This window comes from Streptomyces paradoxus, assembly GCF_014202475.1.
Lineage (GTDB): Bacteria > Actinomycetota > Actinomycetes > Streptomycetales > Streptomycetaceae > Streptomyces > Streptomyces paradoxus.
In genome coordinates this window covers 66,746-82,999 of sequence record NZ_JACHGV010000009.1, presented here as the reverse complement: position 1 = coordinate 82,999, position 16,254 = coordinate 66,746, and the positions used below count along the sequence as shown (strand labels likewise).

The following is a 16,254-nucleotide window of genomic DNA, read 5'->3' as shown; positions in this document are numbered from 1 at the left end:
CGACGGCACCACCGCGCTACTCAGCACGACCCGGCACGACCCTGCCCGGGGAGAAAGCGCTTCCCGCGAGCGCACCGAAGCACGACGTACCACGACGTACTGAGAACGGAGAACAGTCATGGCCCAAGCCGCAGCCGTGGCGAAACCGCCCGCGCCACCCCGGCGGCGCCGGGCCTCCGCCACGCCGCGCAGGCTCCCGTACCTGCTGATCGCACCGGCCGCCCTGCTGATGCTGGGCTTCATCGCCTACCCGGTCATCAGCGTCTTCTACTACAGCCTGCAGAACTACAACCCCACCAAGCCATGGCGGAACGGCTACGCGGGATTCGACAACTTCGTCCACGCCTTCACCAAGGACCCCGTCTTCTGGGACACGCTGGTCTTCAGCGCCAAGTGGGTCTTCGTCGAGGTCGGCCTGCAGCTGCTGTTCGGCCTCGCGCTCGCCCTGATCGTCAACCAGACCTTCGTGGGCCGGGGCCTGGGACGCGCCCTGGTCTTCTCCCCGTGGGCCGTCTCCGGCGTGCTGACCTCCGCGATCTGGGTGCTGCTCTACAACTCCCAGACCGGCATCACCCGTTACCTCGCGGACATCGGCATCGGCTCCTACGGCACCAGCTGGCTGTCGGACACCTCCACGGTGTTCCCGGCGGCGGTCGTGGCCGACCTGTGGCGCGGGGTACCGTTCTTCGCGATCCTCATCCTGGCCGACCTCCAGTCCGTCTCGAAGGACCTGTACGAGGCCGCCGAGGTCGACGGCGCCAGCCGCATCAAGCAGTTCTGGCACATCACGCTGCCGCATCTGAAGGACGCCATCATCCTGTCCACGCTGCTGCGCGCGGTCTGGGAATTCAACAACGTCGACCTGCTCTACACCCTGACCGGCGGCGGCCCCGCGGGCGAGACGACCACGCTGCCGCTGTACATCGCCAACACATCCGTCGACGCCCACAACTTCGGCTACGCGTCGGCCCTGACCACGGTGGCGTTCGTGATCCTGCTCTTCTGCTCGATGGTCTACCTGCGGCTGAGCAAGTTCGGAGGCGAGAGCAAGTGAGCGTCAAGGAAGCCACCAAGACGGCGCCCGCTCCCGTGCGCGCCACCCCCGGACCGGCCCGGCCCGTGAAGAAGGACCGCGCCTGGGACGAGGCACCCCGCTGGCAGATCTACCTGCCCCTGGGCATCTACCTGATCTTCACCCTCATCCCCTTCTACTGGATCCTGCTCTTCTCGCTGCGCCCGGCCGGCTCGACCTCGCTCATGCCCTGGCCGATGACCTTCGACCACTTCGAGAAGGTCTGGACGGACCGCAGCTTCGGCACCTACTTCACCAACAGCGTGCTCGTCGGCATCGCCACCCTGCTCATGACGACGCTCGTCGCGCTGGCCGGCGGCTACGCCCTCGCCCGGTTCGACTTCAAGGTCAAGCGGGCGTTCATGCTGGCCCTGCTGTGCTCCCAGTTCGTGCCGGGCGCGCTGCTGCTGGTGCCGCTGTTCGAGATCTTCGCCGAACTGCAGATGATCAACTCGCTGGGCAGTGTCATCCTCGCCGAGACGGTCTTCCAGCTGCCGCTGTCGATGATCCTGATCAGCAATTTCATCAAGAACGTGCCGTACTCCCTGGAGGAGGCGGCCTGGGTCGACGGCTGCAACCGCATGACGGCCTTCCGGATCGTGGTGCTGCCGCTGCTGCGGCCCGGTCTGATCGCCGTCGGCTCGTTCGCCTTCGTCCACTCCTGGAACCACTTCCTGTTCGCCCTGATGTTCCTGAACAACCAGGACAAGCAGACGATCCCCGTCGGCCTCAACTCCCTGATGAGCGCCGACAGCGTCGACCTGGGCGCGCTCGCCGCGGGCGGCATCATCGCGGCCGTGCCGGTCGTGATCGTGTTCGCCTTCATCCAGAAGTGGCTGATCACCGGGTTCAGCGCGGGGGCGGTGAAGGGATGAGGCCGAGGCAACTCGCCGTCGCCTGCTCCTTGCTGGGCGTGGCCGACGTCGGCTGGACGCCCACCCTGCACGGGCGGATCGACAGTGGCCGGGAGGCCGACCGGGCGGTGGCCCGCGGCGCGGGCGCGGGGAGGATGCCGTGACCGGTCGCATGATCGATCCCATGAGCGAACCCCTGAGCACGCCCCTGCCCGTCGTCCTCGCCGGTGCCCGCGGTCATGGCCGCTGGCACGTGGAGAACATCCGCCGTCTGCAGCAGAAGGGCATCGTCCGGCTCGTCGGGATCTGCGAGCTGACGCCGCTGACCGAGGAGGAACTGGGCGACCTGGGCACCCCCGAGCAGTCCGCCGACTTCGGCGCCCTGCTGGACGCCACCGGCGCCCGGGTCGCGGTGATCTGCACCCCGATCCCGACCCACACCGACCTCGCCCTCACGGCGGCCGAGCGGGGGGTGCACCTCCTCCTGGAGAAGCCACCCGCCCCCTCCTACGCCGAGTTCCGCCGGATGGCCGACGGGGTCGCCGCGGCCGGGGCCGTCTGCCAGATCGGCTTCCAGTCGCTGGGCTCGCACGCCCTGACGGCCGTCCGCGAGCTGATCGAGAAGGGCGCGATCGGCAAGCTCGTCGGCCTCGGCGGCGCCGGTGCCTGGGTGCGCGACGAGGACTATTTCCGGCGGGCGCCCTGGGCGGGCAAACGGCGGATGAACGGCGTCGACGTGATCGACGGGGCACTGACCAACCCCCTCGCCCACGCCGTCGCCACCGCCCTCGCCCTGGGCGGCAGCACCCGCGCCGAGGACGTCACCGGCATCGAGACCGAGCTGCTGCGCGCCAACGCCATCGAGTCCGACGACACCTCCTGCGTCCGGATCACCACCGCGCAGGGCCACCCGGTCACCGTCGCCGCGACCCTGTGCGCCGAGGAGGCGGACGAGCCGTACGTGCTGGTGCACGGCAGCAGTGGCCGGATCACCTTCTGGTACAAGCAGGACCGCGTGCTGCTCCAGCGCGCGGGGCACGGCCCGGAGGAGTCCGAGCACGGCCGCACCGACCTGCTGGAGAACCTCGTCGACCACCTCACCACCGGCGCGGACCTGCTCGTCCCGCCGGACGAGACCGGCGCCTTCATGAAGGTCGTCGAGGCCGTCCGCACCGCTCCCGACCCGGCTCCGCTCCCGGACACCGCCTGGCACCGCGTCCCCGGCGAGAACCGCCGTGTCGTGCCGGGCATCGACGGACTCGTCGCGGCCGCCGCCGACACCCTCGCCCTCTACTCCGAACTCGGCGCCCCCTGGGCACACCCGTCGAACGAGGTGAGCACCCGATGACCAGCAACGACACCGCGGTCCTGCGCGTCGCGGGCCGGCCGGTCGGCCGGTACGTCACCCGGCCCGAGCTGCCGGCACGGCTCTCACCGCGCCCCTATCTGCACCCCGTCACCACCCTGGCCGGCACGGCCGTGACCGAACTCGCCCCGGCCGACCACACACACCACCTCGGCGTCGGTGTCGCCGTTCCCGACGTCGAGGGGTTCAACTTCTGGGGCGGGCGCACCTACGTCCGTGACCAGGGCCCCACCGAGCTCGACAACCACGGCTCGCAGCGGCACATCGCCTTCCAGCTGCGCGACCCGGACGGCTTCGTGGAGGAGCTGCGCTGGGTGAGCGCGGGCGGCGAGCTGCTGCGCGAACGCCGTACGGTCGCGGCCACCGAACTCACCGACCGGGCCTGGGCGCTGGACCTCACGTTCTCCCTCACCAACGTCACCCGGAGCCCGCTGTCGATCGGCAGCCCCGCGACCAACGGGCGCCCGGGCGCCGCCTACGGCGGCTTTTTCTGGCGGGCCCGCAAGGAGCCCTCCGCGCCGGAGGTCTTCACGGCCGGTGCCGACGGCGAGGAGAAGGTCCACGGCCGCCCCGCCGACTGGCTCGCCCTGCGGGGCGCCACCTGGACGCTGGTCTTCGCCGGCGCCACCGAACGGACCCGCCGCGACCCGTGGTTCGTGCGCACCGAGGAGTACCCCGGCGTCGGCTCCTCCCTGGCGTACGACGAACGGGTGCCCGTCCCGCCGGGCGAGACCGTCGTGCGGCGGGTCGTCACGGTCGTCGCCGACGGCCGTCTGGACCGGGACGCCGCCGCGTCCCTCGTCCGCAAGGCGGTGAGCCCGTGACCTCCGGGACCTACCGCAATCCGATCCTGAACGCCGACTGGTCCGATCCGGACGTCGTCCGGGTCGGCGACGACTTCTACCTGACCGCCTCCAGCTTCGGCCGCGCCCCAGGCCTGCCGCTGCTGCACTCCCGCGACCTGGTCCACTGGACCCTGGTCGGCCACGCCCTGGACCGCCTGGAACCGGCCGAGGAGTTCGCGACCCCCCGTCACGACTGCGGCGTCTGGGCCCCCTCGTTCCGATATCACGACGAACGCTTCTGGATCTTCTGGGGCGACCCCGACCAGGGCATCTTCCAGGTCAACGCCCCGGCCGTGCGCGGCCCCTGGACCCGCCCGCACCTGGTGAAGGCGGGCAAGGGACTGATCGACCCGTGCCCCCTGTGGGACGAGGAGACCGGCGAGGCCTACCTGGTCCACGCCTGGGCCAAGTCCCGCTCCGGCGTCAAGAACCGCCTCACCGGCCACCGGATGCGCCCCGACGGCACCGGCCTCCTCGACGAGGGAAAGGTGATCGTCGACGGGGACCGCATACCCGGCTGGTTCACCCTCGAAGGCCCCAAGCTCTACCGGCACGACGGCTGGTTCTGGATCCTCGCCCCCGCCGGCGGCGTCGAGACCGGCTGGCAGGGCGCCTTCCGCTCGCGCGGCTTCTTCGGGCCGTACGAGGAGCGCGTCGTCCTGGAGCAGAAGGACACCGACGTCAACGGCCCCCACCAGGGCGGCTGGGTGCGCACCCCCTCGGGTGAGGACTGGTTCCTGCACTTCCAGCAGCGCGGCGCCTACGGCCGGGTCGTCCATCTCCAGCCGATGCGCTGGGGCCCGGACGAGTGGCCGGTGCTCGGGGACGACGGCGCCCCCGTCGCCGAGCACCGCCGCCCCGGCCTGCCGCCGCAGCCGCCCGCCGCGCCCGCCACCGACGACGACTTCCCCGGCGGACGGCACGGCCGCCAATGGCAGTGGACGGCCAACCCGCAGGACGGCTGGGCCACCCAGCACTCCGGGGACGGACTGCGGCTGACCTGCGTCCGCTCGCCCGACGCCCACGACCTGCGGAAACTGCCCCACGTGCTGACCCAGCGGCTGCCCGGCGCACCCTGCACCGCCGAAGTGGAGCTGCGTCTGGACAGCGATGAGCCCGGGGCCCGGGCCGGGCTCGCGGTCCTCGGGGACGCGTTCGGCTGGATCGGACTCCAGCGCGGCACGGACGGCACGGTCCACCTCGTGCACCGGTTCGCCGAGGCCGTGGCGGAGGGCGAACGCGACGCCGCCCACCCCCGGCTCGCCCCGGAGGGCCGGGTCCGGATGCGGATCGAGATCGGCGCGGGCGCCCGCTGCCGCTTCTCCGCCGACGTCGGCGACGGCTTCCGGCCGTCCGGTCCCGTCTTCACCGCCACCCCGTGGCGCTGGGTCGGCGCACTGCTCGGCCTCTTCGCCCTCGCGCCCGCCGGCCAGGGGCATGCCGGAGCGGCGGTATTCACCCGGTTCCGGATCAGCTCCTCGTAACACACCCCTGTCGTAAGCCTGTTGGGAGCCGCAATGACGCACCTCCGTAGCAAGCGCTTGTCGAGACCGGGGCGGCCCGGCACGGTCCTGGCCGTCGTGCTCGGCCTCGTCGCCGCGCTCAGCCTCGGGGCGCTCGGGGACGCCCACGCTGCGCCCCCGGCGAAACCCGGGCCCGCCGCGGACCGCTGGACCGACCGGCCGCACGGCTTCGCCTCCCTCGCCGGCGGCACCACGGGCGGGGCGGGCGGCAAGGTCGTCACCGTCACCGACCAGGCCGCCCTGGCGAAGTACGCGGCGGCCGAGGAGCCGTACGTCATCCGCGTCAAGGGCACCCTGGAGATGGAGCCCTTCGGCCGGGAGATACCCGTCGCCTCGGACAAGACCATCATCGGCGTGAGCGACACCGCCGAGATCGTGCACGGCGGATTCACCCTCGACCCCGGCACGCACAACGTCGTCATCCGCAACCTGACCATCCGCGACACGGCCGTCGAGGGCAACTGGGACTGCAAGGACACCGACTACGACGGCATCCGCCTGGACACCGCCCACCACGTGTGGATCGACCACATACGGTTCTCGCGGATCTGCGACGGGCAGCTCGACATCCGCAAGGACAGCGAGTACGTCACCGTGTCCTACAACCAGTTCACGGACAACAACAAGACCTTCGGCATCGGCTGGACCCCGAACGTCACGACGCAGATCACCGTCGACCACAACTGGTTCCGCGGTACCAAGCAGCGCAACCCGTCCGCCGACAACTGCGCCTACGCGCACCTCTACAACAACTACCTGTCCGGGCAGCTGTCCGACGGCGACCCGGTCTGGACGTACGGCAACTGGTCGCGCGGCAGGACGAAGATGGTCATCGAGAACAGCTTCTACGACGGCGTCCAGCACCCCTACCAGGCCGACGCGACGGCGGAGCTGGTGCAGCGCGGGTCGATCCTGCGCAACACGACGGGAAGGCACGACGCGTGGGGCACGGCGTTCGACCCGCGGCAGTTCTACTCCTACCGGCTTGACCCGGCCGCGGCGGTGCCCGCGCTGGTGAAGCGGTTCTCCGGGCCGCAGCGGCGGATCGGCGGGCCGGTCACGCTGCACGTCCCGGGCGACCACCCGACCGTGCAGGCCGCCGTGGACGCCGTCCCCGAGGGCAACGACACCCCGCTGACCATCGCCGTCGCGCCGGGCACCTACCGCGAGAAGGTGTTCATCCCCGCGAGCAAGCCGAACATCGTGCTGCGCGGCACCGGGCGGGACCGCTCCGACACCGTCATCGTCTTCGACACCCCGGCCGAGTACGGCGGGTCGACGGGGAGCGCCACCGTCCGGATCGCCGCGAACGACGTCACCGCACGCAACCTCACCTTCGGCAACGACTTCGACGAGGCCGCGCACGAGCTGAAGGGCGAGCAGGCCCTGGCGATGAAGACGACCGGCGACCGGATCGTCTTCGAGGACACCGCGTTCCTCGGCAACCAGGACACCCTCATGACCGACAGCCCCAAGCTGACCACCGTCAGCCGGGTCTACGTCCGCGACTCCTACATCGAGGGCGACGTCGACTTCGTCTACGGACGGGCCACGACGGTGATCGAGCGGTCGGTGATCCGGGCCCTGAGCCGCGGCTCGGACTCCAACAACGGCTACATCACGGCGGCTTCGACGTGGAAGGGCAACCCGTACGGGTTCCTGATCACCAGGTCGAAGGTCGTCAGCGACGCCCCCGCCGGTACCTACCACCTGGGCCGGCCCTGGCACCCGGGCGGCGAACCCGACGCGGTCGCCCAGGTGCTGATCCGGGACACCCTGCTGCCCGCCGCGGTCAAGTCCTCGCCGTGGACGGACATGAGCGGGTTCTCGTGGAAGGACGCACGGTTCACCGAACACCGCAATCACGGCCCGGGCGCGACGGTCACCGCCGACCGTCCGCAGATGAGCGACCGGGACGCGCGCTCCCACACGGTCACCGCCTACCTGGCGGGCACCGACGGCTGGGCGCCGCACACCCGTCACTGACCCTCCACATCCTCAAGTTCCGCAGGATCCAGAAGAAGAGAGCCGACCAATGAAGATCAGCAATCGCACCAGCAGCAGAGGCGGGCGCCGGACCTCGGCCGCCGTCGCCCTCGGGGCCGTGCTCGCGCTGACCGCGACCGCCTGCGGCGACGACGGCAGCGGAGCGGGCGGTGACAAGGGCGCCGACGGAAGCGGCAAGGGCAAGATCGTCTTCTGGGACAACAACGGCGGTGTCCGCACCGAGATCTGGAAGGAGGTCATCGCCGACTTCGAGAAGGCCAACCCGGACATCGAGGTCGACTACGTCGGGATCGCCTCGACCGAGTACCAGTCGAAGGTCGACACCGCCCTCCAGGGCGGCGGCCTGCCGGACGTCGGTGGCGTGGGCGCGGCGATGCTCGCGGGGTTCGCCGCCCAGGGCGCGCTGGAGCCGCTCGACGAGCGACTCGGCAAGTCGTCGCTGAACGGCAAGCTCAACAAGGACATGGTCGAGTCGCTGAAGGCCGCCGGCGGCGGGGACGACAAGCTGTACTCGATCCCGACCTCCGCGAACAACGGTGTGCTGTACTACCGCACCGATCTGTTCAAGAAGGCGGGCCTCCAGGAGCCCACCACGTGGGACCGCTTCTACGCGGCCGCGAAGAAGCTGACGAACGCGGGCAAGAACGAGTTCGGCTACACCATCCGCGGTGGTGCGGGTTCCATCGCCCAGGCACTGGACGCCATGTACGGGCAGTCCGGCATCACCTCGTTCTGGGACGCCAGTGGTGACAAGACCACGGTCAACGACCCCAAGAACGTGGCGGCGCTGGAGAAGTACGCGGCGCTGTACAAGAAGGTCACCCCGGCCGCCGACCTCAACAACGACTTCACCAAGATGGTCGCGCAGTGGGATTCCGGCACCATCGGAATGCTGAACCACAACCTGGGGTCGTACCAGGACCACGTGAAGGCGCTCGGGCCCGAGAAGTTCCGGGGCATTCCGCAGCCGGTCGGTGCCTCCGGAAAGCGGGTGCAGGTGTCCAACCCGGTCGACGGGCTGGGGCTGTTCAAGAGCGGCAAGAACAAGGACGCCGCCTGGAAGTTCATCGAGTTCGCCACGTCCAGGGCGGAGAACTCGAAGTTCAACGAGGCGGCGGGGCAGGTGCCGTCGAACACCGACGCGGCGAAGGACGCGTGGATCTCGAAGGCCGAGCCCACGAAGCTGGCCGCCGACGCGTTGTCGGACGGGTCGACGACGATCGTGCAGCTGCCGTACTACCTGCCGGACTGGAACACGATCTCCAAGGCGGATAACGAGCCGAATTTCCAGAAGGTGCTGCTCGGGAAGATGAGTGCGAAGGAATTTCTGGACACGATGGCCGATCAGCTGAATGCGGCTCAGGAGGAATGGAACCAGCAGAACGGGTAGTTCTGGATTTCGCCGCGGGGCGGCCCGTGGTTCGCAGGCTGCGGGCCGTCCCTGGCTTGTCGCGCAGTTCCCCGCGCCCCTTGGTGAGTTGCACAACCCCCATTCGCTGAAAGGAACTCCGCGTGTCTCTCAGTCGTAGACAAGTTGCTGTTGCTGCGGCCGCTGTGCCGTTGGCGTTCTCCGTGGCCGGTACCGCTCATGCCGGAAATCGTCGCACCCTCTACGTCGCCGGTGATTCCACCGCCGCGCAGAAGCACGCCAATACCGCGCCCGAGACCGGGTGGGGGATGGCCATTCCCTTCTTTCTGCAGTCCTCGCGGCTCGCCGTCTCCAATCACGCCGTGAACGGGCGGAGTTCGAAGAGTTTCGTCGACGAGGGGCGGCTGAAGGGGATCCTGTCCGCGATCCGGCCCGGGGACCTGCTGCTCGTGCAGTTCGGTCACAACGACGAGAAGCGGGAAGACCCCGCCCGGTACACCGAGCCCTGGTCGACGTATCAGGAGTATCTGCGGATGTACCTCGACGGCGCCCGGGCGCGTGGAGCGCGGCCCGTGCTCGCCACCTGCGTGGAGCGCCGGCGGTTCGACGCCGCCGGGAAGGCCCTGCCGACGCACGGGGAGTACCCGGCGGCCATGCGGGCCCTCGCCGCCGAGGAGCGGGTCGCGCTGCTGGACATCCAGGCGCTGTCGCTCGCCCTGTGGCAGCGGCTCGGGGTCGAGGAGACCAAGAAATACTTCAACTGGACGGCGGCCGAGCAGGACAACACGCACTTCAACCCGCCCGGGGCCATCGAGGTGGCCCGGCTCGTGGCGCGGGAGCTGCTGCGCACCCGGGTGCTCGGGCCGCGTGATGTGCGGCGGCTGGACGAGCGGATTCCCGAGTCCTGGATCACCTGGCCGGAACCCGCCGCGTAACACCCCCCGACGAAGAAGGAAGAGAGCCGCACCATGAACGCTCAAAAGTGTCATGATCATGCCATTGCGAGAGCCGCCCTGCTCATCGGCTGCACCGCGCTCGTGCTGTCCCTGAGCGGCACCGGCGCCCAGGCCCAGCCCCGGGACATCGCCCGCCAGACCCTCGGCGCCGGCGACGGATGGGGCTCCCACGGCACCGGCACCACCGGCGGAGCGGCGGCCGACGCGCAGCACGTCTACACCGTCACCACCTGGGAGCAGTTCCGGGCCGCCCTGAAGGACGGCGGGACCGCACCCAGGATCATCAAGGTCAAGGGCGTCATCGACGCCGTATCCCAGGGCTGCGACGCGTTCGCGGCCGAGGGGTACGACTTCCGGAAGTACCTCGCCGCCTACGACCCCGCCGTCTGGGGCCACGACAAGCCGGTCAGTGGTGAGCAGGAGGACCTGCGGGCCGCGTCCGCCGCCGCGCAGGACAAGACCATCAAGGCGAGCGTGCCCGCCAACACCACCATCGTGGGCGTCGGGAAGGGCTCCGGGATCCGCGGCGGCAGCCTGCAGATCAGGGGTGTCGACAACGTCATCGTCCGCAACCTCGCCTTCGAGGCGCCGATCGACTGCTTCCCGCAGTGGGACCCCACCGACGACAACAAGACCGGCGCCTGGAACAGCGAGTACGACGGGATCGTGGTCTACGGCTCCACACACGTGTGGGTCGACCACAACACGCTGACCGACGGCCGCTACCCCGACAGCTCGCTGCCGTCCTACTTCGGCAAGACCTACCAGCAGCACGACGGGCTGCTCGACGTCGTGCGCGGTTCCGACCACGTCACCGTGTCCTGGAACGCGTTCAAGGACCACGACAAGACCATGCTGATCGGCAACAGCGACAGCGCCACCGCCGACGACACGGGGAAGCTGAAGGTCACGCTGCACCACAACCGCTTCGAGGGCATCGTCGAGCGGGCGCCGCGGGTGCGGTTCGGGCAGGTCGACTCGTACAACAACCATTTCGTGGTCGCCAAGGGCCAGAAGTGGGGCTACGTCTACGGCATCGGCAAGGAGTCCCGGCTCGTCGCCGAGCACAACGCGTTCACGCTGGCGCAGGGCATCAGCCCGGCGAAGATCCTCAAGAAGTGGAACGAGGCGCCGGTCACCGCGGGTTCCAACATCGTCAACGGCAAGGCGGTCGACCTGATCGCCGTGCACAACGCGGAGATCCCCGGGGAGACGCTCCAGTCGGGCGCCGGCTGGACGCCGGCCCTGCGCACGGACGTCGACCCGGCGAAGGCCGTCCCGGGCATCGTCGACGCCCGGGCGGGCGCCGGCCGCCTCTGCTGACCCGAACCGCCCCCAACCGGCCGGGGCGGCCCGCATCGCACCCCCGCCCCGGGGTGCGCCCGCCCCGGCCACCTCCCACCCCGCACCCGCCGCACCGCGAAGGAGCAGCCGCATGCTCTCGCAGCCCGACCCTTCCCCCGTCTCCCGCCGGGGGTTCCTCGCCGCGAGCGCCGCGGCGGGCACCCTCCTCGGCCTCGCCCCCGGCCCCGCGCGGGCCGGCACCCGGCCGCGGCCGTTCGGCCGGTACGGATCGCCCGCCGCGCGCCGCGATCCCCGGACCCTGTACGTCCACCCGGACGGAGCCGGTGACTTCACCACGGTCCGCGATGCCGTGGCCGCCGCCGACGGCAGTGGATACACGCTGGTCATCGCGCCGGGCGTCTACCGGCAGACCGTCGCCGTCGCCCCCGGCCGTACCGGGATGACCTGGATCGGGGCGAGCGAGGACCCCTGTGACGTCGTGATCGTGTACGGCAACGCGGCCGGAACGCCCAAGCCCGGCGGCGGCACCCACGGCACCACCGGCTCGGCCACCACCACCGTCCAGGCCGACGGGTTCACCGCCCGCTGGATCACCTTCGCCAACGACTGGCTGCGCGCCGACCACCCCGGGACCACCGGCACCCAGGCCGTCGCCCTCAAGGTCCAGGGCGACCGCTCCGCCTTCCACCACTGCCGCTTCCTCGGCCACCAGGACACCCTGTACGCCGACTCCATGGCCCTCGGCACCTTCGCCCGCCAGTACTTCACCCACTGCTACGCCGAGGGTGACGTCGACTTCGTCTTCGGTCGGGCGACCGCCGTGTTCGACCGGTGCCACTTCCGGACCCTGTCCCGGACCGACCTGGCCGGCGCCCCCTACGGATTCGTCTTCGCGCCGTCGACCGCCGGCGCCAATCCGCTCGGCTACCTGGTGACCCGCAGCCGCGTCAGCAGCGAGGCCCCCGACGGCTACTACAAGCTGGCCCGGCCCTGGGTGCCCAGCTCCGACACCACCGCCCGCCCCATGCTCACCGTGCGGGACACCCGGCTCGGGCCGGGCATCGACGCGGTCGCGCCCTACGCCAACATGTCCGACTCCCACCCGTGGCAGAACCAGCGCTTCGCCGAGTACCGCAACACGGGGCCGGGCGCGGTGGTGCACGTCCCCGGCAACCGGCCCCGGCTGAGCCGCGCGCAGGCCCGGGCCCACACCAGGCAGGCCTACCTCGGCGACTGGCGGCCGTATGCGTAGGGCCGCCGTGCTCCTCCTCGGCCTCTGCCTGCTCTGGCCGGCCGCACCCGGCCTCCGCCGCCGAACGCGCCCCTGCCGGCCGCACCCCCACCGGCTGGGCCTCGGCCGGCCCCGCCGTCGAGCGGTACGTACTGCGGCACGCCGGAACGGGGAGGCCGCATGGAGGCCCATGACGCGCTGGGGCGACGGACGTTCGTGGCCGGGGCGGGGGCCGCGCTGCTGGGCGGGGGAGCGGTGAGCGGGGCACGGGCGGCGGTCGTGGACGGTCCGCTGCCCGATTTCCACCCGGCGCTCAAAGACGCCCTGACCTTCCCGCTGGCCTGGGGCCGCTCCCCGGTCCGGGACCACCGCGCCTGGCGGCGGGCCGCCCGCGCCACCGTCGAGGAGCACCTCCTCGTCGAGCGGCAGGACGGGACGCCGTACGCACCGGAGTTCACCGGCCGGTCCTGGACACCGGACTGCACCCGCGAGCTGGTGACCGTCTCCCTCACCCGCTACGAACGGGTCCGCGGCGCCCTGCTCACCCCGCACGGCCGCGGGCCCTTCCCCGCGGTGCTGCTCCTGCACGACCACGGCTCCCGGTTCGACATCGGCAAGGAGAAACTCGTCCGGCCCTGGTACGACGACACCCGTCTCGCCACCGCCCGCGCTTGGGCGGACAAGTACTTCGGCGGACGGTTCGTCGGCGACGAACTGGCCCGGCGGGGCTACGTGGTGCTCTGCCTGGACGCCCTCGGATGGGGCGACCGCGGGCCCCTCGCCCACGAGCAGCAGCAGGCGCTGGCCGCGAACTTCCTCAACCTCGGCTCCTCGCTCGCCGGGCTCATGGCCAGGGAGGACCAGCGGGCCGCCGCCTTCCTGGCGGGGCTGGACCGGGTGGACGCCCGGCGGGTCGCGGCCGTCGGCTTCTCCATGGGCGCCTACCGCGCCTGGCAGACCGCCGCCCTCAGCGACCACGTGGCCGCCGCCGCGAGCGTCTGCTGGATGACCGGCCTGAAGGAGATGATGGTGCCCGGCAACAACACCCTGCGCGGGCAGTCGGCGTACTGCATGCTCCACCCCGGCCTCGCCCGGCACCTCGACATCCCGGACGTGGCGAGCATCGCCGCGCCCAGGCCGATGCTGTTCTTCGACGGCGGACTCGACACACTGTTCCCGGCCGAGGGCGTGCGGGTCGCCTACGGCAAGCTGCGTGCCGTCTGGCGCTCGCACCAGGCCGAGGATCGGATACGGACGAAGACGTGGCCGGAGCTCGGCCACGTCTTCACCGCACCCATGCAGGACGAGGTCGTCAGCTGGCTCGACGACGTCCTGTGAGACCTACCGCCGCACCGGCTTGATGCCCTCCAGCGTCGGCACCACCGGCTTGATGCTGCCGTCGGCCGCGAACTCCATGCGGTCGACGGTCGTCTCCCGGTGCATGCCGTCGCCGCCGGGCCGGCCGGGCCCGTTGAGGGCGAAGCGGTGGTACACGGCGTACCAGTCGTCGGTGCCGGGGGTGTTCACCACCGAGTGGTGACCGGTGCCGAGGATGCCGTACTCGGGCCGCTTCTGAAGGATCGTCCCGCGCTTGGTCCACGGGCCGAGCGGGGACGGCCCCGTCGCGTACGCCACGTGGTAGTTCTCGCTGCGGGTGTCGTCCTCCGACCACATGAAGTAGTACGTGCCCTTCCGCTTGATCACGAAGGAGCCCTCGCGGAAGTTGTCCGGGGTGATGTCCCGCACCTTCGATGCGTCGAAGGACACCATGTCGTCGTTCAGCGGCACGACGTACCCGTGGCCGTTGCCCCAGTACAGGTAGGCCTGGCCGTCGTCGTCCGTGAAGACCGCCGGGTCGATCATCTGGCCCTTCAGCGAACCGCCCTTGGCGACCAGGGGCTTGCCGAGCGCGTCCCTGAAGGGGCCGGCGGGGGAGTCCGCGACCGCCACGCCGATCTGCTGTTCGGCGCAGAAGTAGAAGTAGTACTTGCCGTCCCGCTCGGCGATCGCGGGAGCCCAGGCGTTCTTGTCGGCCCAGGTGACGTCCGGCCCGAGGTCGAGGATGACGCCGTGGTCTGTCCAGTTGACCAAGTCCTTCGAGGAGTACGCCTTGAACTGGGTGCCGCTCCAGCCGGGGAAGCCGTCCGTCGTCGGGTAGATCCAGTACCTGCCGTTCAGGTACCGCACGTCCGGATCGGCGTTGAGGCCGGGCAGGAGCGGGCTGCGGGTCCGGACCGCCTCGACCGTCCAGGTGCGCTTGGTGCCGTCGGCCGCCGTGACCGTGTACTTCTGCGGCGTGCGGAAGTCGCGGCGGGTGCCGGACCTGGGGCTCAGCTCGGCTCCCTCACCGGCCCACAGCTTCGGGGCGAGGCCGCGCAGGTCGGCGTCGGGCCGCATCGGCAGGACGACCTTCGAGGCGCTGTCCGTGACGATCGCGTACCCCTTCTGGTGCTTCGCCGTCGCGTCCACGACCGAGGTGGGGGTGGCTGGGTAGGCCGCCAGCAGGCGGTCGTACTCCCGCTGCGTCACCGGCAGGACCGTGCCGTGCCGGGGGCTCGCCGGAAGCTGGTAGTCCGTGGACGGCGTCCACTTGCCGGAGGCGAGATCGGTGGTCTCGAAGGGGAGGTAGCCGCGGCCGCCGTACTCGTCGATGAACAGGTACCACTTCTTCTCGGTGTTCGACTTGAACACCGTCGGGCCCTCACCGCGGTCCATCGCGCCCTTGCCGATGCAGTCGGCCACGAACTCGTACTTCGTCGAGGTCAGGGAGGTGGACTTCTCCCCGGTGATGAACTTCGAGCAGGGGCTGGAGGAGCCGGGGTCCCGCTCGTCCTTGGTGTATCGGTAGTACTCGTCCTGGTACTTGACCACCGTCGAGTCGATCACCGAGTAACCCGGGTCGTTCCAGACCTTCGGCTCGCTGAAGGTGCGGAAGTCCTTCGTCGTCGCGTACAGCATCTTGTTGTACGTGTCGCCCTTGTGGTCCGGGTCGTCGTCCGCGTACAGCTTCGACGCCCAGAAGACGACGTACCGACCGAGCTTGTCGTCCCAGTAGGCCTCCGGGGCCCAGGTGTTGCCCGCGTTGTCCGGGGAGACCTTCACCAGACGCTGGTCGGTCCAGTGGACCAGGTCGGTGGACTCCCAGACCATGATCGACTTGCTGCCGTGCCGCTGGACCTGGTCCCAGCTGCCGCTGGAGTTCTGGTACATCCGCAGGTCGGTGGCGATCAGGTAGAACTTGTCGCCCTTGGGGGAGCGGATGACGAACGGGTCGCGCAGGCCCTTCTCGCCGATCGTGGAGGTCAGTACCGGTTTCCCGGCGTTCAGCTCACGCCAGTGCAGCGGGTCGTTGCCGCGGCTGAGGGCGTAGCGGATCTGCTCGCCGTCGGCGGTGCCCTCACCGGTGAAGTAGGCGAAGAGATAGCCGGCGTACGTGCTGTGCTTCACGGGTGGGGCTCCGGGGTCTGCGGTGCTGGGCGGTGCCGTGACGAGGGTCAGGAGGAGGCCGGTCAGGGCCAGGAAAGGCAGCAGGAGGGTGCGGGCGATGCGGGGGCGCATGACACTTCCTGTCGGAGTGTGGGGGATTCTGTTGGATAGCGGCCCTCGGAGTTTCACCGGAGGGACGCAGGGCGTCAACGGGTCGGCGTGCGGCCGGTGGTTTCCGAAACTTTCGGAACGTCGGCGCCCCCGGTGCACGTGACGGCGGCAACCCTTTCCGGCGCGGCG

General features: G+C 70.5%; 13 protein-coding genes. 12 read left to right on the top strand and 1 reads right to left on the bottom strand.

The window, feature by feature from the left end:
* Positions 1–118: 118 nt before the first annotated feature.
* From HNR57_RS27315 to HNR57_RS27260, 12 genes are all read left to right on the top strand, one after another.
* Entirely contained in the window at positions 119–1,054 is a 936-nt protein-coding gene (locus HNR57_RS27315) for a carbohydrate ABC transporter permease (protein WP_184563912.1), read from the top strand.
* The gene (locus tag HNR57_RS27310; protein WP_184563910.1) at positions 1,051–1,947 is read left to right on the top strand and encodes a carbohydrate ABC transporter permease; all 897 of its coding nucleotides are present in this window, start codon (positions 1,051–1,053) and stop codon (positions 1,945–1,947) included. Before HNR57_RS27315 ends, HNR57_RS27310 begins: the two co-directional genes overlap by 4 nt.
* Entirely contained in the window at positions 1,944–2,090 is a 147-nt protein-coding gene (locus HNR57_RS27305; protein WP_184564467.1) for a hypothetical protein, read from the top strand. Before HNR57_RS27310 ends, HNR57_RS27305 begins: the two co-directional genes overlap by 4 nt.
* A gap of 20 nt (positions 2,091–2,110) precedes the next feature.
* Positions 2,111–3,274, top strand: coding sequence for a Gfo/Idh/MocA family protein (locus HNR57_RS27300; protein ID WP_184563908.1), 1,164 nt, complete (start codon positions 2,111–2,113; stop codon positions 3,272–3,274).
* Positions 3,271–4,116 (top strand): DUF6807 domain-containing protein, encoded by an 846-nt coding sequence (locus HNR57_RS27295; protein ID WP_184563906.1) that lies wholly within the window; start codon positions 3,271–3,273, stop codon positions 4,114–4,116. The genes HNR57_RS27300 and HNR57_RS27295 overlap by 4 nt, the downstream gene beginning before the upstream one ends.
* Positions 4,113–5,621 (top strand): glycoside hydrolase family 43 protein, encoded by a 1,509-nt coding sequence (locus HNR57_RS27290; protein ID WP_184563904.1) that lies wholly within the window; start codon positions 4,113–4,115, stop codon positions 5,619–5,621. Before HNR57_RS27295 ends, HNR57_RS27290 begins: the two co-directional genes overlap by 4 nt.
* Positions 5,622–5,654: 33 nt before the next feature.
* Entirely contained in the window at positions 5,655–7,646 is a 1,992-nt protein-coding gene (locus HNR57_RS27285) for a pectinesterase family protein (protein ID WP_184563902.1), read from the top strand.
* Between the two features lie 49 nt (positions 7,647–7,695).
* Positions 7,696–9,057, top strand: coding sequence for an ABC transporter substrate-binding protein (locus tag HNR57_RS27280; RefSeq protein WP_184563900.1), 1,362 nt, complete (start codon positions 7,696–7,698; stop codon positions 9,055–9,057).
* A gap of 122 nt (positions 9,058–9,179) precedes the next feature.
* The gene (locus HNR57_RS27275) at positions 9,180–9,971 is read left to right on the top strand and encodes a rhamnogalacturonan acetylesterase (RefSeq protein WP_184563898.1); all 792 of its coding nucleotides are present in this window, start codon (positions 9,180–9,182) and stop codon (positions 9,969–9,971) included.
* Between the two features lie 33 nt (positions 9,972–10,004).
* Positions 10,005–11,315: a pectate lyase family protein gene (locus HNR57_RS27270; RefSeq protein ID WP_184563896.1), complete on the top strand. Its 1,311-nt coding sequence runs from the start codon at positions 10,005–10,007 to the stop codon at positions 11,313–11,315.
* A 112-nt stretch (positions 11,316–11,427) separates the two neighbouring features.
* Entirely contained in the window at positions 11,428–12,549 is a 1,122-nt protein-coding gene (locus HNR57_RS27265) for a pectinesterase family protein (RefSeq protein WP_184563894.1), read from the top strand.
* Between the two features lie 159 nt (positions 12,550–12,708).
* Positions 12,709–13,866, top strand: a complete 1,158-nt coding sequence (locus HNR57_RS27260; protein WP_184563892.1) for a dienelactone hydrolase family protein — start codon at positions 12,709–12,711, stop codon at positions 13,864–13,866.
* 3 nt (positions 13,867–13,869) lie between these two features.
* Here HNR57_RS27260 and HNR57_RS27255 read toward each other — a convergent pair whose 3' ends face one another.
* A complete protein-coding gene (locus tag HNR57_RS27255) occupies positions 13,870–16,086 on the bottom strand; it encodes a glycoside hydrolase family 43 protein (protein ID WP_184563890.1) in 2,217 nt (738 codons plus the stop codon).
* Between the last annotated feature and the right edge of the window lie 168 nt (positions 16,087–16,254).

Bases quoted from the DNA above. Each gene is read 5' to 3' on its own strand.
- HNR57_RS27315 (WP_184563912.1), top strand. From the start codon at position 119: ATGGCCCAAGCCGCAGCCGTGGCGAAACCGCCCGCGCCACCCCGGCGG.
- HNR57_RS27295 (WP_184563906.1), top strand. From the start codon at position 3,271: ATGACCAGCAACGACACCGCGGTCCTGCGCGTCGCGGGCCGGCCGGTC.
- HNR57_RS27270 (WP_184563896.1), top strand. From the start codon at position 10,005: ATGAACGCTCAAAAGTGTCATGATCATGCCATTGCGAGAGCCGCCCTG.
- HNR57_RS27260 (WP_184563892.1), top strand. From the start codon at position 12,709: ATGGAGGCCCATGACGCGCTGGGGCGACGGACGTTCGTGGCCGGGGCG.
- HNR57_RS27300 (WP_184563908.1), top strand. From the start codon at position 2,111: ATGAGCGAACCCCTGAGCACGCCCCTGCCCGTCGTCCTCGCCGGTGCC.
- HNR57_RS27265 (WP_184563894.1), top strand. From the start codon at position 11,428: ATGCTCTCGCAGCCCGACCCTTCCCCCGTCTCCCGCCGGGGGTTCCTC.
- HNR57_RS27280 (WP_184563900.1), top strand. From the start codon at position 7,696: ATGAAGATCAGCAATCGCACCAGCAGCAGAGGCGGGCGCCGGACCTCG.
- HNR57_RS27285 (WP_184563902.1), top strand. From the start codon at position 5,655: ATGACGCACCTCCGTAGCAAGCGCTTGTCGAGACCGGGGCGGCCCGGC.
- HNR57_RS27305 (WP_184564467.1), top strand. From the start codon at position 1,944: ATGAGGCCGAGGCAACTCGCCGTCGCCTGCTCCTTGCTGGGCGTGGCC.
- HNR57_RS27255 (WP_184563890.1), bottom strand. From the start codon at position 16,086: ATGCGCCCCCGCATCGCCCGCACCCTCCTGCTGCCTTTCCTGGCCCTG.